This is a genomic window from Lysobacter sp. P5_B12 (assembly GCF_056400425.1).
In genome coordinates, this window is record NZ_JBFULG010000002.1 from 206,274 (window position 1) to 228,578 (window position 22,305).

Annotated in this window: 23 protein-coding genes; 17 read left to right on the top strand and 6 right to left on the bottom strand. The window is 66.5% G+C overall.

Annotated elements, in window-relative coordinates:
* The first annotated feature begins 14 nt into the window (after positions 1–14).
* On the top strand, positions 15–893 hold the full coding sequence (locus AC1DOM_RS04345) for a PhzF family phenazine biosynthesis protein (protein WP_498960595.1): 879 nt from the start codon (positions 15–17) through the stop codon (positions 891–893).
* 42 nt (positions 894–935) lie between these two features.
* Here AC1DOM_RS04345 and AC1DOM_RS04350 read toward each other — a convergent pair whose 3' ends face one another.
* Both AC1DOM_RS04350 and AC1DOM_RS04355 read right to left on the bottom strand, forming a co-directional pair.
* Positions 936–1,685 (bottom strand): glycine zipper 2TM domain-containing protein, encoded by a 750-nt coding sequence (locus AC1DOM_RS04350; protein WP_498960597.1) that lies wholly within the window; start codon positions 1,683–1,685, stop codon positions 936–938.
* 153 nt (positions 1,686–1,838) lie between these two features.
* On the bottom strand, positions 1,839–2,276 hold the full coding sequence (locus AC1DOM_RS04355; protein WP_498960599.1) for an OsmC family protein: 438 nt from the start codon (positions 2,274–2,276) through the stop codon (positions 1,839–1,841).
* Between the two features lie 235 nt (positions 2,277–2,511).
* Between AC1DOM_RS04355 and fusA the strand changes: the two genes are divergently transcribed.
* From fusA to AC1DOM_RS04375, 4 genes are all read left to right on the top strand, one after another.
* The gene (gene fusA, locus AC1DOM_RS04360) at positions 2,512–4,584 is read left to right on the top strand and encodes an elongation factor G (protein WP_498960601.1); all 2,073 of its coding nucleotides are present in this window, start codon (positions 2,512–2,514) and stop codon (positions 4,582–4,584) included.
* A 156-nt stretch (positions 4,585–4,740) separates the two neighbouring features.
* Positions 4,741–5,121: an HU family DNA-binding protein gene (locus AC1DOM_RS04365; RefSeq protein WP_498960603.1), complete on the top strand. Its 381-nt coding sequence runs from the start codon at positions 4,741–4,743 to the stop codon at positions 5,119–5,121.
* Positions 5,122–5,245: 124 nt separating this feature from the next.
* The gene (locus AC1DOM_RS04370; protein ID WP_498960605.1) at positions 5,246–5,803 is read left to right on the top strand and encodes a DUF1439 domain-containing protein; all 558 of its coding nucleotides are present in this window, start codon (positions 5,246–5,248) and stop codon (positions 5,801–5,803) included.
* 14 nt (positions 5,804–5,817) lie between these two features.
* On the top strand, positions 5,818–6,480 hold the full coding sequence (locus tag AC1DOM_RS04375; protein ID WP_498960607.1) for a hypothetical protein: 663 nt from the start codon (positions 5,818–5,820) through the stop codon (positions 6,478–6,480).
* A gap of 3 nt (positions 6,481–6,483) precedes the next feature.
* Here AC1DOM_RS04375 and AC1DOM_RS04380 read toward each other — a convergent pair whose 3' ends face one another.
* Both AC1DOM_RS04380 and AC1DOM_RS04385 read right to left on the bottom strand, forming a co-directional pair.
* On the bottom strand, positions 6,484–8,754 hold the full coding sequence (locus tag AC1DOM_RS04380) for a DUF5916 domain-containing protein (protein ID WP_498960609.1): 2,271 nt from the start codon (positions 8,752–8,754) through the stop codon (positions 6,484–6,486).
* Positions 8,755–8,877: 123 nt separating this feature from the next.
* Positions 8,878–9,345, bottom strand: coding sequence for an SET domain-containing protein (locus AC1DOM_RS04385; RefSeq protein ID WP_498960611.1), 468 nt, complete (start codon positions 9,343–9,345; stop codon positions 8,878–8,880).
* 124 nt (positions 9,346–9,469) lie between these two features.
* On the opposite strand from AC1DOM_RS04385, the gene AC1DOM_RS04390 reads away from it, so the two are divergent.
* From AC1DOM_RS04390 to AC1DOM_RS04435, 10 genes are all read left to right on the top strand, one after another.
* Positions 9,470–10,051, top strand: coding sequence for a cytochrome C (locus AC1DOM_RS04390; protein WP_498960613.1), 582 nt, complete (start codon positions 9,470–9,472; stop codon positions 10,049–10,051).
* A gap of 138 nt (positions 10,052–10,189) precedes the next feature.
* Entirely contained in the window at positions 10,190–10,639 is a 450-nt protein-coding gene (locus tag AC1DOM_RS04395; RefSeq protein ID WP_498960615.1) for an SUF system Fe-S cluster assembly regulator, read from the top strand.
* Between the two features lie 2 nt (positions 10,640–10,641).
* Positions 10,642–12,084, top strand: a complete 1,443-nt coding sequence (sufB, locus tag AC1DOM_RS04400; protein WP_498960617.1) for a Fe-S cluster assembly protein SufB — start codon at positions 10,642–10,644, stop codon at positions 12,082–12,084.
* Positions 12,085–12,104: 20 nt separating this feature from the next.
* Positions 12,105–12,869 (top strand): Fe-S cluster assembly ATPase SufC, encoded by a 765-nt coding sequence (sufC, locus tag AC1DOM_RS04405; protein WP_498960619.1) that lies wholly within the window; start codon positions 12,105–12,107, stop codon positions 12,867–12,869.
* Positions 12,869–14,098 carry a Fe-S cluster assembly protein SufD gene (sufD, locus tag AC1DOM_RS04410; RefSeq protein ID WP_498960621.1) on the top strand — a complete coding sequence of 410 codons (1,230 nt, stop codon included), beginning with the start codon at positions 12,869–12,871 and terminating at the stop codon, positions 14,096–14,098. Before sufC ends, sufD begins: the two co-directional genes overlap by 1 nt.
* Positions 14,095–15,333 carry a cysteine desulfurase gene (locus AC1DOM_RS04415; RefSeq protein ID WP_498960623.1) on the top strand — a complete coding sequence of 413 codons (1,239 nt, stop codon included), beginning with the start codon at positions 14,095–14,097 and terminating at the stop codon, positions 15,331–15,333. Before sufD ends, AC1DOM_RS04415 begins: the two co-directional genes overlap by 4 nt.
* 35 nt (positions 15,334–15,368) lie before the next feature.
* Positions 15,369–15,893: a GNAT family N-acetyltransferase gene (locus tag AC1DOM_RS04420; protein WP_498961267.1), complete on the top strand. Its 525-nt coding sequence runs from the start codon at positions 15,369–15,371 to the stop codon at positions 15,891–15,893.
* A complete protein-coding gene (locus AC1DOM_RS04425) occupies positions 15,890–16,207 on the top strand; it encodes a Rieske (2Fe-2S) protein (RefSeq protein ID WP_498960625.1) in 318 nt (105 codons plus the stop codon). The genes AC1DOM_RS04420 and AC1DOM_RS04425 overlap by 4 nt, the downstream gene beginning before the upstream one ends.
* A 123-nt stretch (positions 16,208–16,330) precedes the next feature.
* Positions 16,331–18,463, top strand: coding sequence for a TonB-dependent receptor (locus tag AC1DOM_RS04430; protein ID WP_498960627.1), 2,133 nt, complete (start codon positions 16,331–16,333; stop codon positions 18,461–18,463).
* A gap of 13 nt (positions 18,464–18,476) precedes the next feature.
* Positions 18,477–19,136 (top strand): PepSY-associated TM helix domain-containing protein, encoded by a 660-nt coding sequence (locus tag AC1DOM_RS04435; protein WP_498960629.1) that lies wholly within the window; start codon positions 18,477–18,479, stop codon positions 19,134–19,136.
* On the opposite strand, the gene AC1DOM_RS04440 is transcribed toward AC1DOM_RS04435, so the two are convergent.
* Both AC1DOM_RS04440 and AC1DOM_RS04445 read right to left on the bottom strand, forming a co-directional pair.
* Entirely contained in the window at positions 19,133–19,738 is a 606-nt protein-coding gene (locus AC1DOM_RS04440; RefSeq protein ID WP_498960631.1) for a HutD/Ves family protein, read from the bottom strand. The two genes, AC1DOM_RS04435 and AC1DOM_RS04440, sit on opposite strands and share 4 nt — an antisense overlap.
* A 136-nt stretch (positions 19,739–19,874) precedes the next feature.
* A complete protein-coding gene (locus tag AC1DOM_RS04445) occupies positions 19,875–20,207 on the bottom strand; it encodes a ComEA family DNA-binding protein (RefSeq protein ID WP_498960633.1) in 333 nt (110 codons plus the stop codon).
* 209 nt (positions 20,208–20,416) lie between these two features.
* Here AC1DOM_RS04445 and AC1DOM_RS04450 point away from each other — a divergent pair, with 209 nt between their 5' ends.
* Positions 20,417–21,919 carry a M20 family metallopeptidase gene (locus tag AC1DOM_RS04450; protein ID WP_498960635.1) on the top strand — a complete coding sequence of 501 codons (1,503 nt, stop codon included), beginning with the start codon at positions 20,417–20,419 and terminating at the stop codon, positions 21,917–21,919.
* A gap of 97 nt (positions 21,920–22,016) precedes the next feature.
* Positions 22,017–22,277 (top strand): GlsB/YeaQ/YmgE family stress response membrane protein, encoded by a 261-nt coding sequence (locus tag AC1DOM_RS04455; protein WP_498960637.1) that lies wholly within the window; start codon positions 22,017–22,019, stop codon positions 22,275–22,277.
* Positions 22,278–22,305 lie beyond the last annotated feature (28 nt).

A 22,305-nucleotide genomic window follows, 5' to 3' on the forward strand; every position in this document is an offset into this window, starting at 1 on the left:
TCTAGGGTATTGCCATGGCCTTGCGCCGCTACATGCAGGTGGATGTGTTCGCCGACCGGCCCGGTGCCGGCAATCCCCTCGCGGTCGTGCTGGATGCGCAAGGGCTCGACGATGCGGCGATGCAGGCCATCGCGCGCTGGACGCGCCTGCCGGAGACCACCTTCCTGTTCCCGGCGGCCTCGGCCGACAGCAGCTATCGGCTGCGGATCTTCTCGCCGCGCCGGGAGGTCCCCTTCGCCGGCCACCCGAGCGTCGGCAGCGCGCACGTCGCGCTCGCCGCGGGGCTGGCGCAAGTCGAGGATGGGTTGCTCGTGCAGGACGGCATCGCCGGCAAACTCCCGCTGCGCGTGACGGGCGCTGGTCGCAAACGCACGATCGCCGTGCGCACGCCGCGTTCGCGGGTGCTGGAAGCCGCGTCGCCCGACGATCCGCGCCTGGCCCCCGCCCTCGCCGGCCTGCCGCTCGGCGCATTGCCGCCGGCGCTGGTCGAAGGCGGGCGCCGCTGGTGGTTGGTGGAAATGGCGGACGAAGCCGCGTTGCGCGCCGCTTCGCCCGACTGGGCCGCGATCGGCAAACTCGCGCAGGACACCGACAGCATGGGCGTGTGCGTCTTCGCGCGCAGCCGCGATCCGGTCTACTACCTCGCGGTGCGCGCTTGGGTCGGCGCGCCGGCGCAATTCGAAGATGCGGCCTCGGGCGCAGCGAACGCGACGCTGGCCGCGTATCTGTCTTCGCAGGGCGCATTGCCGGGGAGCGGTGGTTTCTATCGCATCAGCCAGGGCCGCGAAGTCGGCCACGACGCGATCATCGAACTCACGGTCGATGCCGATGGCGAAGTCTGGTCGGGCGGTCGCACGTGCACGGTCGTCGAAGGGCACATCGACTGGCCGTGACGAAAAAAAAGGGGCCGCAAGACGCGACCCCCTTCCCTGGAATCACTGTTCCGGATTGACGTCCACGCGCACACGGATGCGGTCGCCCGGGTGGTGGTCGGTGCGGGTCTTGAACTGGCGGCCCGCGTATTCGTAAGTGACGTCGTAGCCCACGACGCGGCCATCGTTGCCCGCGTTGTAACTGCCGTAGTTGTTGTTGCCGTAATTGTTGTTGCCGTTGTAGCCGGCGTTGTTGTTGCCGTACTGGTCGTCGCACACCGTGACGCTGCTGCGCTCGTACTTGCGGCGCTGCGTGCCTTCGTACACCTGGCGGCCGGCGAGGCCACCGACCATCGAACCGATCGCCGCCGCGGCCACCTGCCCGCTGCCGCCGCCGACCTTGCTGCCGAGCAACGCACCGGCCAGGCCGCCGACGACCGTCGCGACCGTGCGGCCGGTATCGGTGCCGTAGCGGCCCTGCTGCGGGTAGTACGGGTCGTTCGACGCGTAGTTGCCGTTGTTGTACCCGCCGTTCGTCGGATACGAACCACCGGAGGTGTAGCAGCGATTGCCGTTGTTGTTGACGTAACCGTTGTTGGCGTACCCGTTGTTGCCGTAGCCGGACGAGTAGCGCGAATCGATCACCGGATCCACGCGCACGACGCGCGCCCAGTCGTAGATCGCGTTGGACTGGTTCGAATAGCCGGGGTTCGAATAACCCCCGTTCGAATAACCGCCGTACGTCTGCGCCGACGCCGTTCCCACGGCAGCGGCCAGGCCCAGTGCGAGCAAGGTGGCGGACAAGCGCTTCATGGCGTGACTCCAAGCGCCGGGATGGCGCGAGGGGATCGTCGAGTCGCGGCGGGCAATGCACCCTGAATCGATCGGGCGTGGAAACGCTTGCAGCCAAACGCATTTAGCGCGCCGACAGCAGATCGTCAGCGCGCGTTGTGCAGCGTCAAGCCTTCACGCCAGCAATTCGGCTTCCAGCGAGATCGGAACGGCGCTCAGGGCCTTGGACACCGGGCAGTTCTGCTTGGCATCGTCGGCCAGCGCGCGGAACTTCGCCGCATCCAGGCCGGCGACGCGTGCCTGCGTCTTGAGGCGGATCTCGCAGATCGTCGGTCCGCCGTCCATGCCCAGCTCCACTTCGGCCTGGGTGTCGAGCGATTGCGGCGGGTGGCCGGCTTCGGTGAGCTTGGCCGACAGGGCCATGGTGAAGCAGCCCGCGTGCGCGGCGGCGATCAGTTCTTCCGGATTGGTGCCTTTCTCGGCACCGAAGCGCGTGTTGAAGCCATAGCGCGTGCCCGCCAGCAGGCCGCTTTGCGGCGTGTCGAGCCGGCCCTGGCCGGACTTGAGGTCGCCTTCCCAATGGGCGGTGGCTTTGCGGGTGATCGAGGCCATGGCACTACGCTCCGTTTGCGCACGGGTGGGGGATGGCCAGCCTACTCCACCGCCATGCTTGACCCTTCACCGCGGCTGCGGGAGATTTGCTGTCCCGGCGGCTTTCCCGCCGGGGCCCCCGCCATGACGGCCCGCCCGGCGAACAGCCAGGACGGCAGACACGCTCCGGTTCGTCTCGCACCCGCGGACAGCCATGACGGCCTCCTTCCACCCGCACATCGGGAGAGACGGCCTCATGTCCTATACGACCGAAAACATCCGCAACGTGGCCCTGGCAGGCCACCCCGGCGCCGGCAAAACAATGCTCTTCGAAGCCCTGCTGCATGCCGGCGGCGCGATCCAGACGGCAGGCAGCATCGAGCGTGGCACGACGGTGTCCGATTTCGACCCGATCGAAAAGGAACGCGGCCACTCCATCGATGCGGCGATCGCAAGTATCGACACCGCCAGCGACAACGAACCGGTGCACGTCAATCTCCTCGACACACCGGGCTATCCGGATTTCCGCGGCCCCACGCTGTCGACGCTGGCCGCGGTGGAAACCGTCGCGATCGTCTGCGACGCCGGCGGCGGCGTGGAATACGGCACGCGCCGCATGATGGAGTACGCCAAGGCACGCAACCTGTGCCGCGTCATCATCATCAACAAGATCGACCACGCCGAAGCCGACAACGCGCGCCTGCTCGAAGCGCTGCGCGAAACCTTCGGCCCCGAAGTCCTCCCGCTCAACCTGCCCGCCGACAACGGCACGCGCGTGGTGGATTGTTTCGGTTATTCGGGCAAGCTCGCGCAAGGCGATTCGGATCTCGGCCCCATCGCCGATTGGCACCAGAAGATCATCGACCAGGTGGTCGAGGTCAACGAAACGGTGATGGACCATTACCTCGACCTGGGCGAGGACGGCCTGACCGGGCAGGAACTGCACGACGCCTTCGAGCAATGCCTGCGCGAAGGCCACCTGGTCCCCGTGTGCTTCGTCAGCGCGCGTAGCGGCGCGGGCATGGACGACCTGCTGCAGATCGCCGGCAAACTCCTGCCGCATCCGGGCGAAGGCAATCCGCCGAATTTCATCAAGGGCCTGGGCGACGACGCCACGCCGATCGACGCGCAGCCCGATCCGTCGAAACACGTCATCGCCGACGTCTTCAAGATCGTCAACGATCCCTTCGTCGGCAAGCTCGGCATCTTCCGCGTCTACCAGGGCACGGTGAAAAAGGACACGCAGTTGTTCGTCGACGACGGCAAGAAGCCGTTCAAGGTCGCGCACCTGTTCAAGCTCAAGGGCAAGGACCACGTCGAAGTCGCGCAGGCCGTGCCCGGCGACATCGCGGCGGTGGCCAAGATCGACGAACTGCATTTCGATGCGGTGCTGCACGATTCGCACGACGAGGACCAGATCCACCTGGCGCCGGCGCAATTCCCCAAGCCCATGTTCGGCCTGGCCGTCGAAGCGGCGCACAAGGGCCAGGAGCAGAAACTTTCCGGCGCGCTGCACAAGCTCGCCGAAGAGGATCCGGCCTTCGCCGTCGAACATCATGGCGAGCTCAACGAAACCGTCGTGCGCGGCCTGTCGGACCTGCACCTGCGCGTGATGTTGCAGCGCCTGAAGGACAAGCACGGCGTGGAGGTCACCACGCGCCCGCCGCGCATCGCGTATCGCGAAACCGTGAGTTCCAACGCCGAAGGGCACCATCGCCACAAGAAGCAGACCGGCGGCGCCGGCCAGTTCGGCGAAGTGTTCCTGCGCATCGAGCCCTTGCCGCGCGGCGGCGGTTTCGAATTCGTCGACGAAGTCAAAGGCGGCACGATCCCCGGGCAATTCATGCCGGCGGTGGAAAAAGGCGTGCGGCAGGTGCTCGGCGCCGGCGCGGTCGCCGGTTATCCGCTGCAGGATGTGCGCGTGGTCGTCTACGACGGCAAGCACCACAGCGTGGACAGCAAGGAAGTGGCGTTCGTCGCGGCGGGCAAGAAGGCCTTCCTGGACGCGATATCCAAGGCGCGCCCGCAGGTGCTCGAACCCATCGTCGACCTGGAGGTCGCCGCGCCCGAACAGCACATGGGCGACATCAGCGGCGGGCTGTCCTCCAAGCGCGCGCGCATCAGCGGCACCGATTCGCTGCGTGGCGGCGAGATCGTCATCCGGGCGCAGGTGCCGCTCTCGGAGCTGGAAGGCTACGCCGCCGAGCTCAAATCGGTGACCGCCGGCCGTGGGCGCTACGCGCTCGACTTCAGCCATTACGAGCCGGTTCCGGCGCAGGTGCAATCACGCCTGGTGGAAGCTTTCAAGCCACGGATCGAAGAGGATTGAACGGCCAAACAAGCCCCGCTCGTCCGCAGCTTGAAAAAAAGCCCGAAAAAAACCGCCTCCGGGGCTTGGCGGCAACGCGGGCATGCCCTACATTCCGCTGGCCGAGGGGGACAACCAGGCATTCCATCAACTCAAACACGAGTCATCAGGACACATATGGCGAAGAAGAAAGCCGCATCGAAGAAGGCCGCTCCGAAGTCCGCAGCCAAGTCGGCCGCGCCGAAGCCGATCAAGGAAGCGCTGGGCAAGTCGGGCCTGGTTGCGCACATTTCCGAACAGACGGGCGTCGCTCCGCGCGACGTGCGCGCCGTGATGTCGTCGCTGGAAGGCGCCGTGCACGGTTCGGTCAGCAAGAAGGGCGCGGGTGCGTTCACCCTGCCGGGCCTGCTGAAGATCACCGTCGTCAACGTGCCGGCCAAGCCGAAGCGCAAGGGCATCAACCCGTTCACCAAGGAAGAGCAGTGGTTCGCCGCCAAGCCGGCCTCGGTCAAGGTCAAGGTGCGCCCGCTGAAGAAGCTCAAGGACGCGGCCGCCTGAGGCGCCTACCCAAGCTTCAAGAAGACGCCCGGTTCGCCGGGCGTTTTTTTTGGCCGGCGCCGGTGGATCGACGATTCACGATCGGTGGCGCACGCTGCGCGCATCGCTCGATGGAGACCACCGGATGCGCCGCCCCACCCTGCCCTTCGCTTTCGCCGCCGCCCTTGCCCTCCTGCTGACCGCCTGCACGACGATCAGTGCCCTGGTGGGCAACCAGGTCGCATTCTCCGAACCGCAGTTGCAGCGCTACCTCGACCGGCAATTCCCGCGCGACTACGAGAAGCTCGGCGGCCTGGTCACGCTGCGCGTGATGCATCCGCGTCTGACGATCCCGCAAGACAGCAATCGCCTCCGGATGGAGTTCGACGTCGGCTTCGGCGGGCTGGGGATGGACAGCACCTCCACCGCGGGGCACTTCGCGCTGATGAGCGGATTGCGTTTCGATCCTTCCACGCGCGGCCTGCACCTGGTGGACCCGGAACTGATGGACGTCGACGTCCCCGCGCTCGGCGGCGCGATGACCGCGCCGGCGCGCAGCGCGATCAATACCTGGCTCTCCGATTACGCGAAGCAGGAACCGGTCTATCGTCTCGACGATAATGCGTGGGGGACGCTGGCCGGGCGCCGCATCGGGGAAACCACGATCGGCGACGGCAAGGTCGTCCTGCACCTCGACCAATAGCCTTCGGACTTCCAATGCCGCGCGTTCGCCTGTTGTGCCTGTGTTGCCTTGCCGCCCTGTCGATCGCGGCCTGCGGCGAAAAGCCCGGTGGCGTCGCGCGCCGACCCGACGGCAGCGCGATGGATCCGCTGCCGACGCCCGAAGGCACGCGCGGTTCGATCACCGGCATGCCGGCGGCACCGGGGCCTGGCCAGCCGGAAGACAACGCGTCGATCGCCGACCAGGAAGACATCGCGATCGACGATACGGATCCCACGGCGTCGGAAGACGGCGCGAACGACGACGGCTCCGCGACGCAGGCCGAACCGACCTCCGACGACGCCGTGCAGGCCGTGCAGCGCTACTACGACGCGATTCGTTCGAAGGATTACGCGAGCGCCTACGCGTTGTGGAGCGACGGCGGCCGCTCGAGCGGGCAAACGCCGGAGCAGTTCGCCGCGGGTTTCGCCGACACCGCCGATGTCGTCGTGACGCTGGATGCGCCCGCGCGCATGGAAGGCGCGATGGGATCGCGCTACATCGAAGTGCCGGTCGCGGTGGAAGCCACCGCGCGCGATGGCACCGTGCGCCGTTATGTCGGCGCCTACACGCTGCGCCGCGCGGTCGTCGACGGTGCCACGCCCGAGCAGCGCGCGTGGCACATCGCCTCGGCCGACCTGCGCGAACTGACGCAGTAGCCCTTACAGCTCGAAGCGGTAACTGAGCTTCACCACGAGCTGTTCGTCGTCGCGCAGCGAGAACGCGTCGTTGAGCGAATCGCGCGCATTCACCGAATACTCGTTGAACAAGTCGCCGCCGCGGCCGTACACGACGTACAGATAGGACAGCGGCTTGAACTCCCAGCGATAGCGCACCTGGAAGCCCAGGTTGCTGAGGCTGAAATCGTTGATCGGATCGTTGGTCGGCACCGGCGTGCCGTCGGCCGAAGCGCGCCACGCCTGGCGCAGGTTCGAATCCAGGCCGAGCGCCTGCATCTTGACGCGCAGTTCCTGGGTGCCGGCGAAGTTCCAGTTCACGCCGAAGTCGAGCTGCTGTGCGCGTTCGTCGAAGGTACCGAGCAGGTTGTCGCCCGACCAGATCATCCACTGCGGCGTGCGCTCGACGTAGAGCGTGGTGTACAGGCTCAGGTCGTCGTTGACGAAGTAGGTCGGTTGGAACTGCGTGTTCCAGCCGATGTGGCGCTCGTTGTTCGCATCGCCGATGCCGCTGTTGTTGGCGCCGAAGTTGGCGTAGAAGGCCCATGCGCCGTTGCGCGGCCAGTTCTTTTCGGCGAAGGCGTTGAAGTTGGACGGCGTTTTCAGGATGCCGTTGCCGCGCAGGATGCGGTCGTCGTGGCCGTCGCTGTTGATGTTGATCTGCGCGTAGTCGTTGCCGCCGTCGCGCAGCTGGCTGGAAACGCTCATGCGGAACTGGCGCTGCAGGTCCAGGCCCGAGTCGTCGTTCGAGCCGCCGATGCGCCAGCGCCAATCGTGCGAGGAATACGCCGAATCCTTCGGCATGTCGGTGATGCGGTGCTTGAGCTCGTAGTGCAGGTAGTTCAGGTCGGGGCGCGAGAGGAAACCGAAGTCGTTGATTTCCAGGTCGTTGCTGAAATGCATGCCGAGCAACTGCTGGCGCCAGCCATTGGACATCTCGTAATCGATGATGGTGGTGAACCCGTCGCCCTTGCCTTCGTGGCCCCAGTCCGGGCTGCCGGCCACGCCTTCGTCGATGTCGCTGAAGATCAGGCGGTTCTGGATGTTCCACTTCTGGTTCGGGCGCCAGTTCTGGTCGAAGCCGACCACCGTCGCCGTGCGATCGAAATACGGGCGATCGACCTGCGTGACCATCATGCCGACGTTCTGCGTGGCGAAGTCGTGCGACAGGCGCAGCGCGGTGAACCTGCGGCCGGCCTCGTCCGCTTCATCGGCGATCAACACGCCGTACTTGGTGGCACCGAAGCTGCCGTTGGCCTTCACCGCCGCGGTGATGTCGCCCGCGCCGCTGCCGTCGTCGGCGTTGCCGCCTACGCGGCGGGTGTAGACGAGCTGGCTGAAGTCGGAGGGCGTGGTGAATTCGAACGGGCCCTGGTTCTCGGTGAAGAACGGGCGCTTGTCGCTGAAGAAGGTTTCGTTCGCGCTGAAGTTGACGACGATGTCGTCGCTCTCGACCTGGCCGAAGTCCGGGTTGAGCGTGGCGGTCAACTGGAACTGGCCGTTGGGCTTCCAGAAGATGTCCGCGCCCGTGTCGAAATTCTGGTCCTTGGCGACGTTGTCGTACACGCCCGAGACGTAGGGCGTGATCGCGATCAGCGCCTGGTTGTAGACGGGCAATTGAATCGGCGTGAAGTCGGAGAGGAAGCGCGGGCGCTCGAAACTCGCCGCCGGCCAGGCGCTGCGTTCACCAGTGCTGCCGATCACGCGATCGAGATAGATGCGGAACGTGCGCTTGCCGTCCTTGCCCTTGGCCATCGGCGCGATGTACCAGGGGATCAGCATTTCGCTCGACCAACCGTTCTCGTCTTCGCTGGCGGCGTGTTGCCAGTTGCCGTCCCAGTCGGTGGAGAACTGGTTCTGGTTGGTGATGACCGCATCGTTGATGCCGTCGGTCGAGGACACCATGAAGTTGTAGCCGGTGCGCCCGTCGCCGTCGAAATCGATCATCAGGTTGTTGCGGTCGACCTGCGCCTGCTCGTCGCGGCGGATCTTCTGCCGATTGCGCGGGATGCTCGAGGGCTGCGTGTTGCGGAAACCGATCGCCAGGCCTTCGGGCGTGGCGAGCACCCAGGCTTCGGTGGGCTGCGAACCCGGCGCGCCGGTGAGCGGCTGCGTGATGCGGAAATCGGTGATGTGTTGCGCGCCCTGCCATTCGGCCGGATCGATCTTGCCGTCGACCGTAATGGCCAGGGCCTGTCCGGAAAGCGCAAACAGGATGGCGGCGGTCAAGGTCGCGGCGGTCAAGCGGCTGCGCATGGGAAAGGACGTCCGGGTCGGGGGAAGATGCGCGCAGGCTATTCACGCGGGACGCGCGCGCCGCGTCCCGAGAGTCATGCAAACCTTTTGCCTAGTCCGGGCATCACGCCCGGAAGGGGTGGCTCAGCGCTTGGGCTTGAGCATGGTTCCCGTGCACTTCTTCGACCCGCAGTGGCAGGCCCAGATCTTCTTCAGGCGCGCGGTGTGGGGCTCGTCCAGCGTGATGCCGTAGTCGTAGGTCAACTCGTCGCCCGGCTTGATGGCGCGGATGGCTTCGATGAACACGCGGTCCTTGCGACGGTCCTTGCCGTCGGCTTCTTCGAGCACGGCTTCGCAGTTGGGATCGCAACTGTGGTTGATCCAGCGCGCGGTGCCGCCGCCGTGGTTGGCGTCGATCACGTACTCGTCGTTGAGGGTGAAGAGGAAGGTGTGGCCGCTCTCCACGTCGCCGGTGGTGTCGTTGTCGACTTCTTCGTGGGTGCGCCGCTGGCCCTTGTATTCGATCAGGCGCTCGCCCTTCTTGAGGGCGGCCACGGCGAACACGCCGTTGCCGTGGATCTGCGAACGACGGGCGACGATCTTGCGGGACATGCAGGCATCCGAACGAGGAAAGATGCGGATTGTGGGGCTTTGCGGGTGAAGTCGCCATCTTCGTGGCCGTTCGCGCGCGCGCCGTGCGTATTCCCCGGTTCCATCCAAGTGGCGATCCCGACCCATGCGCGTTTCGATCCTCATGATTCCCGCCGCCCTCGTCGTCGCGCTGGGCGCGTGCAAGCCCGCGGCGAACGAAGCGAAGGCCGATGCCGCCGTCGTCACGCCGAATGTCGCGACCACCCCGGCCGCGCTGACCGATGCGCAATTGATCGAACGCGGCGACTATCTGGTGCGCATCGGCGGCTGCAACGATTGCCACACGCCGGGTTATCCGCAAAGCGGCGGCAAGGTGCCGAAGTCGCAATGGCTCGTGGGGACGCCGGTCGGCTGGACCGGCCCTTGGGGTACGACCTACCCCGCCAACCTGCGCCTGAAGGTCGCCGACATGGACGACGCGAAGTGGCTGGCCTACACGAGCACGCTGCACACCCGCCCGCCGATGCCCGACTTCGCCGTGCGCGACATGAGCGAGCAGGATCGCCTGGCGATCCTGCGCTTCGTGAAGTCGCTGGGGGTGGGCGGCGAGCCTGCACCGGCCTACCTTCCGCCGGGGCAGAAGCCGCCTGTTCCCTACGTCGAGTTCAATTTCCCGCCGCCGCCTGCGGGGGCCGAAGATCAGGCCAAGCCTGCTTCTGCGGGCTAAATCGACTCGAAAAGGCTGAACCCCTCCCCAACCCTCCCCTGCATTCGCAGGGTAGGGAGCTGCCTTCGCGGCGAAGGGAGTTTTCCCGGCGGCCGGTAAAACGTACAATTTCAGTCCGTTTTACAGGTCGCCCTGCCCATGCTGCGGGTCACGAAACTCACCGACTACGCCACGGTCGTCCTGACCGTGCTCGCCGCTGCGCCCGATCGGGTGCACAGCGCGGCCGAGCTTGCCGAGCGCGCGGGCCTGGAAGTCACCACCGTCGCCAAGCTGCTCAAGCCGCTTGCGCAGGCGGGCCTGGTCGCCGGCTTCCGCGGTGCGCACGGCGGCTATCGCCTCGCGCGCGAAGCGCACGCGATTTCGCTGGTCGAAATCGTCGAAGCAATGGAAGGCCCGCTCGGCATGACCGAGTGCAGCCTGCACGCGAGCAATTGCGGCATCGAATCCTCCTGCGGGGTGCGTGCGAACTGGCGCCGCATCAACGACGTCGTCGCGCACGCGCTGCGCGCGGTCACGCTCGCCGACATGCTCGGCCCCGCCCCCGTCGAACCGCGCCGTTCGATTCCCGCCACCCTGGCGACCGTTTGACCATGAACCACGAAAGCAACGCCGAAATCCTCGAACAGCTGGGTCGTCGCTACGACGCCGGCTTCGTCACCGACATCGAATCCGACGCACTGCCGCCGGGCCTGTCGGAAGACACCATCCGCTTCCTCTCTGCGAAGAAGGAAGAACCGCAATGGATGATGGAATGGCGCCTGGCCGCGTATCGCCACTGGCTGACGATGCCGATGCCCAACTGGGCGAAGCTCGACATCGCGCCGATCGATTTCCAGGCGATCAGTTACTACTCCGCGCCGAAGGCCAAGTACGCATCGCTGGATGAAGTGCCGCAGGAACTGCTCGATACGTACGAGAAGCTCGGCGTGCCGCTGCACGAACGCGCCAAGCTCGCGGGCGTGGCGGTGGATGCGGTGTTCGACTCGGTCTCCGTCGGCACCACCTTCCGCAAGGAACTGGCCGAGAAGGGCATCATCTTCTGCTCGATGTCCGAGGCGATCCGCGAACATCCGCAGCTCGTGCAGCAGTACCTGGGCAGCGTCGTGCCGACCGGCGACAACTATTTCGCCGCGCTCAATTCGGCCGTGTTTTCCGACGGCAGCTTCGTGTTCATTCCCAAGGGCGTGCGTTGCCCGATGGAACTGAGCACCTACTTCCGCATCAACGCGGTGAACACCGGGCAGTTCGAACGCACGCTGATCATCGCCGAAGACAAGAGCTACGTGTCCTACCTGGAAGGTTGCACGGCGCCGATGCGCGATGAAAACCAGCTGCACGCGGCGGTGGTCGAACTCGTCGCGCTGGAAGATGCGGAGATCAAGTACAGCACCGTGCAGAACTGGTATCCCGGCGACGAGGAAGGCCGCGGCGGCATCTACAACTTCGTGACCAAGCGCGCCGAATGCCGTGGCGCGCGATCCAAGGTCTCGTGGACGCAGGTCGAGACCGGCTCGGCGATCACCTGGAAATACCCGAGCTGCGTGCTGCTCGGCGACGACTCGGTCGGCGAATTCCACAGTGTCGCGCTGACGCATCATCGCCAGCAGGCCGACACCGGCACCAAGATGATCCACGTCGGCAAGCGCACCAAGTCGAAGATCGTCAGCAAGGGCATCAGCGCCGGCCGCGGGCAGAACGCGTATCGCGGCCTGGTCAAGGTGGAGCGCAGCGCGCAGGGCGCGCGCAACCATACGCAGTGCGATTCCTTGCTGATCGGCAAGAAGTGCGGCGCGCACACGTATCCCTACATCGAAGTGAAGCATCCCACCGCGATCGTCGAGCACGAAGCGACGACCTCCAAGATCAGCGACGACCAGCTGTTCTACTGCCGCAGCCGCGGCATTTCCGAAGAAGACGCCGTTTCGATGATCGTCGACGGCTTCTGCAAGAGCGTGTTCCGCGAACTGCCGATGGAGTTCGCGGTGGAAGCCAAGAAGCTCCTCGAGGTTTCGCTCGAAGGCGCCGTCGGCTGACAACCAGGAAATCCCCACACATGTTGAAGATCGACAACCTCCGCGTCCGCGTCGCCGGGCGCGACATCCTCAAGGGCCTCTCGCTGGACGTCGCGCCGGGCCAGGTCCACGCGATCATGGGCCCCAACGGCGCGGGCAAGTCCACGCTGGGCAACGTGCTCGCGGGGCGCGAGGGGTACGACATCGTCGAAGGCACGGTGCTGTTCGAAGGCCGCGACCTGTTGTCGCAGGAACCCGAAGAACGCGCCGCCGCGGGCATCTTCCTCGCGTTCCAGTATCCGGTCGAAATCCCGGGCGTGAACAACACCTACTTCCTGCGCTCTGCGCTCAACGCGCAGCGCAAGGCGCGCGGCGAGCCCGAACTGGACTCCATGCAATTCCTCAAGCTGGTGCGCGAAAAGCTCGCCGTGCTGCACCTGAAGGACGAGCTGCTGCATCGCGGCGTCAACGAAGGCTTCAGCGGCGGCGAGAAGAAGCGCAACGAGATCTTCCAGCTCGCGGTGCTGGAGCCCAAGCTGGCGATCCTCGACGAGACCGACTCGGGCCTGGACATCGATGCGCTGCGCAACGTCGCCGACGGCGTCAACGCGTTGCGTTCGCCCGATCGCGCGTTCCTCGTGATCACGCATTACCAGCGCCTGCTCGATTACATCAAGCCCGACGTGGTGCACGTACTCGCCGACGGGCGCATCGTCGAAAGCGGTGGTCCTGAACTGGCGCTCGAACTCGAGGCGCATGGCTATTCGTGGATCGCCGATCGCAAGGCGCCGGAGGCCGCGGCCTGATGAGCGCGTTGCTGGAATCGTTGGCGCGGGGATTCGAAGGCGACGACGCACGTCGCGCGACGCTCGATGCCGCATTGCGCGACGGCTTGCCGAAGCCGCGCAGTGAAGCGTGGAAGTACACGTCGTTGCGGGCGCTGGAGCGGCGCGTGTTCGCGCCTGCCGCCGCGGGCACCGTCGATGCCGCCTTGCTCGCGGGAATCGACGGGCCGCGCCTCGCGTTCGTCAATGGTCTGTTCGATGCGGCGCTCTCGTCGCTGGGCGAACTTCCGAGTGGCGTGTCGCTGGAAGCGGGCTCGATCGCCGAGCCGGTCGATGTCGGCGGGCCGGATCGCGTGTTCGCCTCGCTCAATGTCGCGTTGGCGAACACCGGCGCGATCCTCCGCGTGGCCGCCAACGCGCAGGTCGATGCGCCTTTGCACCTCGTGTTCGTCGGCGCTGCCGCCGCGCAGGACCAGGCGTGGCACATGCGGCATGCGATCGATGTCGCCGACGGCGCTTGCGTGCGCATCGTCGAACATCACCTCGCGGCCGGCGCGCATTCGCACTTGTCCAACAGCATCGCGACTGTTCGCGTCGCGCGCGGCGCGGCATTGACGCACGTGCGCGTGCAGGACGAATCGGTCGGCGCAACCTTGTTCGCGCGCACCGATGCTTCACTCGAAGCCGATGCCCGCTATCGCCGCATCGACCTCGAACTCGGCGGCGGCTTGTCGCGCCACGAATTCGGTTGCCGGCTGCTCGGTACGAATGCGAGCGTCCAGGCCGATGGCGCGCTGTTGGGCAGYGGCCGTCGCCACATCGACACCCGCCTGAACATCGACCACGTCGCCGGCGATACGCGCTGCAATCTGAAGTGGCGTGGGCTCGCCGCGGATCGCAGTCGCGCCGTGTTGCACGGCGGCATCCTGATCCGCGCGGGCGCCGATGGCAGCAATGCCACCTTGTCGAGCCGCAACCTGCTGCTCAGCGAGAACGCGGAGATCGATGCGCAGCCCGTGCTCGAAATCCACGCCGACGAAGTGCAGGCCGCGCACGGCGCATCGGTCGGCGGGCTCGATCCGACGGCGCTGTTCTACCTGCGTTCGCGTGGCTTGCCCGAAAGCGATGCGCGCCGTCTGCTCACGGCTGCGTTCTGTCGCGATGTCCTGGTCGAGCTCGATGCATCGCTGCGTCCGTTCGCCGAGCGCGCGCTCGATCGCGCCCTCGCCGAACTGGAGGGCGCCGCATGAGCACCTTCGAAGCCATCGTCGACGTCGACTGGGATCGCGTCCGCGCGGACTTCCCGCTGTTGCGCCGCGAAGTCCACGGCAAGCCGCTGATCTATTTCGATTCTGCCAACACCGGACAGAAGCCGGCGTCGGTGATCGACACCGTCGATGACTTCTACCGCCGCCACAATGCGAACGTGAGCCGCGCCGTGCACACGCTCGGCAGCGAAGCGACGGAAGCCTATGAAGGCACGCGCAAGGCCTTGGCGAAGCATCTCAACGTCGCCAGCGAAGACCTGGTCCTCACCAGCGGCACGACCTTCGCCATCAACCTGGTCGCGTATTCGTGGGGCTTGCCGCGCTTGAAGCCGGGCGATGTCGTGCTGCTCACGCGCATGGAACACCACGCGAACATCGTGCCGTGGCAGCTGGTCTGCGAACGCACGGGCGCCACGATCCGCGTGGCCGACCTGCATCCGGATGGCTCGCTCGATCTCGACGCGCTGTATGCGGCGATGACGCCCGAAGTGAAGCTGCTTGGCGTGGCGCACGTTTCGAACGTGCTGGGCACGATCAACCCCGTCGCCGAGATCTGCCGCGAGGCGCGCAGGCGCGGGATCACGACCATCGTCGACGGCTCGCAGGCGCTGCCGCACATGGCGGTAGACATCGCCGCGATCGGGTGCGACTTCTACGCCCTCACCGGCCACAAGATGTGCGGGCCCACGGGCACCGGCGCCTTGTGGGCGCGCCGCGAATTGCTGGCCGCGATGCCGCCCTTCCTCGGCGGCGGCGAAATGATCAGGGAAGTGCGCTTCGAAGGCACGGTCTTCAGCGATCCGCCGCATCGTTTCGAAGCGGGGACGCCGAACGTCGCCGGCCACATCGGGCTCGGGGCCGCGGTGGCGTATCTCGACGGCATCGGCATGGAGGCGATCGCCGCGCGCGAAGCCGCGCTGCTGGCGCACCTGACCGATGAGATGCGCGCCATCGACGGCGTGCGCATCATCGGTACGGCAGAGCGCAAGGCGGCGGTGGTGTCCTTCCTCGTCGAAGGTGCGCACGCGCACGACCTGGCCACCCTGCTCGACCTCGAAGGCGTCGCGGTCCGGTCGGGCCACCATTGCGCGCATCCGCTGATGGCGTTCTTCGGCGTGCCGGCCACCTGCCGGGCGTCGCTCGCCTTCTACAACACGCACGCGGAAATCGAAGCCTTCGCAGCCGCCCTGCGCAAGGTGCGGCGCCTGCTCGGCTAGACTGTGCGCCCGTGATCCAAGGGTCTGCGCAGCACATGGGCGAACTGCAATTCCGCGCGGCGGGCGTCGGCGACGTCGATGCACTCGTCGCGCTCGTCACGTCGGCCTATCGCGGCGATGCGAGCCGCGAAGGCTGGACGACCGAAGCCGACTTCCTCGATGGTGCGCGCATCGATGCCGACGTGCTCCGGCTCGACATCGTGCGCCCGCGCAGTCGCGTGCTCGTCGCCGAACGCGACGGCGCGATGCTCGCCTGCGCGCACGTGTGCGAAGACGGCGATGCCGGATATTTCGGCATGTTCTCCGTGCAGCCCGGCATCCAGGGCGGCGGCATCGGCAAGGCGGTGCTCGCCGAAGCCGAACGCATCGTGCGCGAAGACTGGGCGCTGCCCAAAATGCGCATGACGGTCATCGACATCCGCGATGAGCTGATCGCCTTCTACGAGCGTCGCGGCTACGTCCGCACCGGCATCAAGAAACCCTTCCCCTACGGCGATCCGCGCTTCGGCATTCCGCTGCGCGACGACCTGCGCTTTGAGCTCATGGAGAAGGCGTTGTGACTTGGGTGCGCGTATGCGCGACGTCGGAGCTGTTGCCCGGCGAATCGAAAGTCGCGTGGGACGGCGACACGCCCATCGTCGTCTTCAACTACGACGGCGATTACTACGCACTCGAAGACCGTTGTTCGCACGAAGACTTCGATCTCTCTTCCGGCCCCTACGACGGCGAAGAGGCGACGATCGAGTGCGTGCTGCACGGTTCGAAGTTCGACGTGCGCGACGGCCGCGCGCTCAACGCACCCGCCTATGCGCCCGTCCGCAAGTACCCGGTGAAGGTCGAAGACGGGGCCGTCTGGACTCGCGACGACACCTGAGGCAGGCGCGGCGACAGCGCCGCCGGTCGGCGCTCGATGCAAACCATTTGCATTTGCGAATCGCTCGCATTTAACATGGCGGCCGCCGCGGCCCCACGCCGCACCGACAATCTTGAGGACGTCATGCCCCACGCCGCTTTCCGCGCGACGCCGCTTGCGCTCGCGCTTGCGTTCGCCATCGCCACCCCCGCCCACGCCGCCGACGGCGACGCGCAGCGCAAGACGCGCGAACTGGACACGGTCGAAGTCGTGGGCAAGCGCGACGACTACGTCGTGCCCGAGTCGTCGACCGCCACCAAGACGCCGACCCTGCTGCGCGATACCCCGCAGTCGATCACCGTCATCCCCAAGCAACTGATCGAAGACCAGGCGATGACCAGCCTGACCGACGTCATCCGCTTCGTGCCGGGCGTGGGCGTCGCGCAGGGCGAAGGCAATCGCGACACGCTGGTCTTCCGCGGCAGCAGCACCACCGGCGACATGTTCGTCGACGGCATGCGCGACGACGTGCAGTACATCCGCGATCTCTACAACATCGACAGCGTCGAAGTGCTCAAAGGCCCGAACGCGATGATCTTCGGTCGCGGCGGTTCCGGCGGCGTGGTCAACCGCGTGACCAAGCAGCCCGACGGCAAGACCGTGCGCGAGATCTCCGCGCAGTTCGGCAGCTGGAACAAGCGCCGCGTCGCCGCCGACTTCGGCCAGTCGATCAACGAGAACGTCGACTTCCGCATCAACGGCATGTTCGAGGATTCCGAAAGCTACCGCGACGACTTCAACGTCCGCCGCTGGGGCCTGAATCCGACGATCGGCTTCTCGGCCGGCGCATCCACCGACATCGTGCTCTCGTACGAGCACTTCGAAGACGAACGCGTCGCCGATCGCGGCGTGCCTTCAGAGCCCGCCGCCTACAACGGCCGCCGCACGCCGCTGGACGTCGATCCGTCCACCTCCTTCGGCGACCCGAACCGCAGCGACGTGACCGCCGATGTCGACGCGTTCACGGCACTCGTCGAACACAGCTTCAGCGGCGGCGCCATGCTGCGCAATCGCACGCGCGTCGCCGACTACGACAAGTTCTACCAGAACATCTTCCCCGGCCCAGTCAATTCGACGCGCACCGAAGTCGCGATCAACGCTTACAACAACGCCACCACGCGCAAGAACTTCTTCAACCAGACCGACCTGATCTGGAAGGCCACGACCGGCAGCGTGCAGCACACCCTGCTCGCCGGCGCCGAGTTCGGGCACCAGGACACCGACAACCATCGCGAAACCGGCTACTTCGGCGCGCCGGGTTCCAACGCGACGTCGGTCAACGTGCCGCTGTCCTACCCGCGCTACGAGGGTCCGATCAACTTCCGCCCGTCCGCGACCGACGCCGACAACCACAGCATCGCCAACACCGCCGCGTTGTACGTGCAGGACCAGATTGAACTGAGCGATCACTGGCAGGCGATCCTCGGCCTGCGCTTCGACCGCTTCGACGTCGACTACACCAACAATCGCCTGGCCGCCGGCAACCCCGCGCGCGACCTCAACGCCACCGACAACCTGTGGTCGCCGCGCGCCGGCCTGGTCTACAAGCCGGTCGAAGCGATGTCGCTGTACGCCAGCTACAGCGTGGCCTACCAGCCGCGTTCGGGCGACCAGCTCTCCTCGCTCAACGTCACCAACCAGGCGCTCGATCCCGAAGAATTCACCAACTACGAGCTCGGCGCGAAGTGGGACATCAACCCGCGCCTGGCGGTGACCGCGGCGGTCTACCGCCTCGACCGCTCGAACGTCATCGTGCCGATCGACGCGACGACCTCGATGCTCGTCGACGGCCAGCGCGCCAAGGGCGTCGAACTCGGGCTGGCGGGTTCGGTGACCGAGTGGTGGCACGTCACGGGCGCGTATGCATGGCAGGACGGTGAGATCCTCGCCGGCGCCGACACCGGCAAGCGCCTGGCGCAGCTTCCGGAAAACACCTTCTCGCTGTGGAATCGCTTCGACGTGTCCGAACGTTGGGGCCTCGGCTTCGGCGCGCAGTACCGCGACGAAATCTTCGCGAACATCAGCAACCTGGTGACCCTGCGGAGCTACACGCGCTACGACGCGGCCGTCTTCTTCGACGCCAGCGAACACCTGTCGCTGCAGCTCAATGTCGAAAACCTCTTCGACAAGGAATATGCAGTGACGGCGAACAGCGACAACAACATCATGCCGGGCTCGCCGCGCGCGGCGACCCTCAGCATCCGCTACGACTTCTGACAAAGACAACCCGATGAACGCAACCGCCGCCCTGCCCGTCCGACGCTCCGCATCCACCTACCGCTGGATCCGCCAGCTGCACCTGTGGATCGGCGCGTGGGGCGCGCTGGCGGCGGTGATCTACGGCTTCACCGGGCTGGTCATGAACCATCGTTTCGGCGATGGCGCATGGCCGCAGGGCAAGAGCGACGAGAAGGCGCGCGTGACGCTGCAGGTTCCCGTGGCGGCGCAGACCTCGCCGGAAGCCTTGTCCTTGTGGCTGCGCGCCACGCAGGGCCTGGATGCGCAGGTCATCCGCAAGGCACCGCCCGGCGGTGGCAAGGAAGGTGCGAAGGGCGGAGAAGCAAAGAAGGCCGACGCACCGAAGTGGACTTTGTCCGGCGGCACCGCGAAGGACGCGTGGTCGATGGAATACATGCCCGGCAAGCCGACCGCCGAGGTGAAGCACACGCGCAACGACACGCTCGCCTCGCTCAACCGATTGCACAAGGCCGTCGGCGGCGGCATCGGCTGGACGATCCTCGCCGACAGCTTCGCCATCGCGATGTTGCTGCTCGGGCTGTCGGGCATCTGGATGTGGGCGCGCGGCCGCAACGCGAAGGAACTGGTCGTCAGCGTGCTCGGCGTTTCGTTCGTGGTGATGCTGGTCGTGCTGGTACCGGCGTTGTTTTAAGCAGCGGGCACCGACGCGCGCGGCCGCAGTTGCGCGAGCAATACCTCGCCACCACCATCGAGCACGTGCCGCAAGCGCGTATCACCCGCCTGCAGTAGCGCAGTGTCGCCCGCAGCGAGCGATGGCAAGCCCGAGTCGTCCGCGAACCGCGCCTGCCCCGCGAGCAAATGCACGGCCCAGGTCGTGCCGGGGTCGGCGAAGATCACCATCGGGCCCACGAGCGGCCGATGCCAAAGTTGCGCATCGATCGCATCGCGCCGCCACATCAGGTTGAAGTCCTGCGTCGCGCCGTCGATCAACACGCCCGAGACATTGGCCTCGCCCGCGAATCGATGCCGCCCGTGCGGCGGCTCCAGCGCATGCACGCTGCCATCGTCGAAATGCAGCGCAACCCCGTTGCCCGAGAGCAACACGATTTCGCGATCGATGCCTTCGAAGCGCGAGAACGGCGCGTCCTGTTCGATCTCAGCGATCGACAGCCGCCACGCCCATTCGCCGTGCGCGGGTTCGGCCGCGATCTCGCGCGTCCAGCCCGCGCCGTTGCGCCAGCGCTCGCGGCGATATTCGTTGGCGGGCACCACGCGGGAGCGAGCGGTCGGCATGCGCGCCAGCCTACCTGCCCGCCGCGAAAAAGGGCAGGAATGGGCGCAGGTCCTTTGCTGCCCATCCCTGCACGACGCCCCGCCCAACGGCACGTGCCGCCGGGACGCCACCTGTAAAACCGCGTGCTTTCGAAGATCAGGGCGCGGCGGCCGCCGTTGCCGGCTTCGCCGACCCCTTCGCGCTGCCGCCGCCCAACTGGATGCGGTCGCGGTTCTTCTCGACCGTCTTCAGCCCGATGCCCTTCACCTTCGCGAGTTGCTCCAGGCTCTTGTAAGGCCCGTTGGCTTCGCGATGGGCGACGATGGCCTGCGCCTTCGACGGGCCGATGTTGACCAGGACGCGATCGATGGTCTGCGCATCGGCGGTGTTGATGTCCACCGAATCGGCGCCGTATGCGGCACCGGCGAACAGGACGGAGAGGACCATCGCCTGCAGCGCGACGGTGGTGGTCTTGATGAACGAGTGCATGGGTGTCTCCCTGACGAGGTGGGCGATGCTTCCTTGCCCGCGGCACGATGCGGCGGACAGGTGCAGTTTCCCGGTCCGCGCCCGCTGAACCCATCAGGTTTTGCCGCACCGCTCCGTCGCTGTTTTCAGGCCCGGCGTGTAGGGAATGTCTGATGCGGACGGACCCCCCGCGTTAGAATCGCGTCCTTTCCCGCCCCAGGTGCCCCCGCATGGATCGTTCCCTCGACGCCCCCGCCCTCGAACGCTATGTCGAGCGCAAGTGGGACGACGACATCGTCCCGCGCCTCGTCGAATACATCGCCATTCCCAACAAGTCGCCGATGTTCGACGCCGATTGGGTGCAGCACGGCTACATGGACCAGGCCGTCGCGCTGATGGAAACCTGGGCGAAGGCGCAGGCGATCGCCGGCATGAAGGTCGAAACGGTGCGCCTGCAGGGCCGCACGCCGCTGATCTTCCTGGAGATCCCCGCGGCCAACGGCGGCAGCGACGAGGATTGCGTCCTGCTCTACGGGCACCTGGACAAGCAGCCGGAGATGACCGGTTGGGACGAGGACCTCGGCCCGTGGAAGCCGGTGATCAAGGGCGATCGCCTGTACGGCCGTGGCGGCGCCGACGATGGTTACGCGATCTTCGGTTCGCTCGCGGCGATCCTCGCGCTGCAGGAACAGAAGCTCCCGCATGCGCGCTGCGTGATCCTGATCGAAGCCTGCGAGGAATCGGGCAGCTACGACCTGCCCGCCTACGTCGACCATCTCGCCGATCGCATCGGCATGCCCTCGCTCGTCGTGTGCCTGGATTCGGGTTGCGCGAATTACGAGCAGTTGTGGTGCACGACGTCCCTGCGCGGCCTGGCCGGCGGCAACCTCACCGTGAAGGTGCTCAGCGAAGGCGTGCACTCGGGCGACGCGTCCGGCATCGTGCCTTCGAGCTTCCGCATCCTGCGCGAGCTGCTCTCGCGCATCGAGGACGAAACCACCGGTCGCATCCTGCTCGACGGCCTGCACGACAAGATCCCCGACGAACGCCTCGTGCAGGCGAAGGAAGCGGCGAAGGTCGTCGGCACCGCGGTGTACGACAAGTTCCCCTTCCTGCCCGGCGAAAAGCCGATGGCCGAGGACCTCACCGAACTCGTGCTCAATCGCACGTGGCGTCCTGCGCTCTCGGTGACCGGCGTCGACGGCATGCCGCCGCTGTCGTCGGCCGGCAACGTGCTGCGCCCGCACACCGCGGTGAAGCTGTCGCTGCGCCTGCCGCCCACGCTGGACGGCAAGCGCGCGGGCGACGTGCTCAAGCAGACGCTCGAAAAGGATCCGCCGTACGGCGCACAGGTGTCGCTGGACCTGGAGAAGGCCTCGACCGGTTGGAACGCGCCGGCGATGTCGCCCTGGCTCACGCAGGCCATCGACGAGGCCAGCCGCGAATTCTTCGGCCAGCCGGCGATGTACATGGGCGAAGGCGGCACKATCCCCTTCATGGGCATGCTCGGCGAGAAATTCCCCGACGCGCAGTTCATGATCACCGGCGTGCTGGGCCCGCATTCCAACGCGCACGGCCCCAACGAATTCCTGCACATCCCGATGGGCAAGCGCGTGACCTCCTGCGTTGCGCGCGTGATCGCGCGCCACCACGAAGCCAGCGCGCGCGGCGAGACCAAGGGCAGCGCGGCGATGGCGGGCGGCAAGGAGCGCGGCGAACACGGTTGCTGCTGACGCGACGGCGCCGCCCGTCGGCCCCGCGCCGATGCTGCGCCGCACACATCGCTAGCATCCCCCTCGGCGTCATCCGGCGCCGCGAGGAGGGGACACCATGTTCGAAGGGCTCCTGATGTACATCGTGGGCGGTGCCGTGATCGGCATCCTGGCGCGCTTCTTCAAGCCCGGCGCGGACCCGGTCGGCTGGATCATGACCATCGTGCTCGGCGCACTGGGCGCCGCGGCCGGCGGTTACATCGCAGGCATGCTCAACGTGACCAACCGCGCGCTGGTCTGGGTCATCGCGATCCTGGCGGCGATCGTGTTGTTGTTCCTGTGGGAAGCGGTCCGCGGCAAGAAGCCACGCACCGTCTGACGTCCTGCAACTCCCTCCCCTGCTTGCA

Bases quoted from the DNA above. Each gene is read 5' to 3' on its own strand.
- AC1DOM_RS04345 (WP_498960595.1), top strand. From the start codon at position 15: ATGGCCTTGCGCCGCTACATGCAGGTGGATGTGTTCGCCGACCGGCCC.
- AC1DOM_RS04350 (WP_498960597.1), bottom strand. From the start codon at position 1,685: ATGAAGCGCTTGTCCGCCACCTTGCTCGCACTGGGCCTGGCCGCTGCC.
- AC1DOM_RS04355 (WP_498960599.1), bottom strand. From the start codon at position 2,276: ATGGCCTCGATCACCCGCAAAGCCACCGCCCATTGGGAAGGCGACCTC.
- fusA (WP_498960601.1), top strand. From the start codon at position 2,512: ATGTCCTATACGACCGAAAACATCCGCAACGTGGCCCTGGCAGGCCAC.
- AC1DOM_RS04365 (WP_498960603.1), top strand. From the start codon at position 4,741: ATGGCGAAGAAGAAAGCCGCATCGAAGAAGGCCGCTCCGAAGTCCGCA.
- AC1DOM_RS04370 (WP_498960605.1), top strand. From the start codon at position 5,246: ATGCGCCGCCCCACCCTGCCCTTCGCTTTCGCCGCCGCCCTTGCCCTC.
- AC1DOM_RS04375 (WP_498960607.1), top strand. From the start codon at position 5,818: ATGCCGCGCGTTCGCCTGTTGTGCCTGTGTTGCCTTGCCGCCCTGTCG.
- AC1DOM_RS04380 (WP_498960609.1), bottom strand. From the start codon at position 8,754: ATGCGCAGCCGCTTGACCGCCGCGACCTTGACCGCCGCCATCCTGTTT.
- AC1DOM_RS04385 (WP_498960611.1), bottom strand. From the start codon at position 9,345: ATGTCCCGCAAGATCGTCGCCCGTCGTTCGCAGATCCACGGCAACGGC.
- AC1DOM_RS04390 (WP_498960613.1), top strand. From the start codon at position 9,470: ATGCGCGTTTCGATCCTCATGATTCCCGCCGCCCTCGTCGTCGCGCTG.
- AC1DOM_RS04395 (WP_498960615.1), top strand. From the start codon at position 10,190: ATGCTGCGGGTCACGAAACTCACCGACTACGCCACGGTCGTCCTGACC.
- sufB (WP_498960617.1), top strand. From the start codon at position 10,642: ATGAACCACGAAAGCAACGCCGAAATCCTCGAACAGCTGGGTCGTCGC.
- sufC (WP_498960619.1), top strand. From the start codon at position 12,105: ATGTTGAAGATCGACAACCTCCGCGTCCGCGTCGCCGGGCGCGACATC.
- AC1DOM_RS04415 (WP_498960623.1), top strand. From the start codon at position 14,095: ATGAGCACCTTCGAAGCCATCGTCGACGTCGACTGGGATCGCGTCCGC.
- AC1DOM_RS04420 (WP_498961267.1), top strand. From the start codon at position 15,369: ATGGGCGAACTGCAATTCCGCGCGGCGGGCGTCGGCGACGTCGATGCA.
- AC1DOM_RS04430 (WP_498960627.1), top strand. From the start codon at position 16,331: ATGCCCCACGCCGCTTTCCGCGCGACGCCGCTTGCGCTCGCGCTTGCG.
- AC1DOM_RS04435 (WP_498960629.1), top strand. From the start codon at position 18,477: ATGAACGCAACCGCCGCCCTGCCCGTCCGACGCTCCGCATCCACCTAC.
- AC1DOM_RS04440 (WP_498960631.1), bottom strand. From the start codon at position 19,738: ATGCCGACCGCTCGCTCCCGCGTGGTGCCCGCCAACGAATATCGCCGC.
- AC1DOM_RS04445 (WP_498960633.1), bottom strand. From the start codon at position 20,207: ATGCACTCGTTCATCAAGACCACCACCGTCGCGCTGCAGGCGATGGTC.
- AC1DOM_RS04455 (WP_498960637.1), top strand. From the start codon at position 22,017: ATGTTCGAAGGGCTCCTGATGTACATCGTGGGCGGTGCCGTGATCGGC.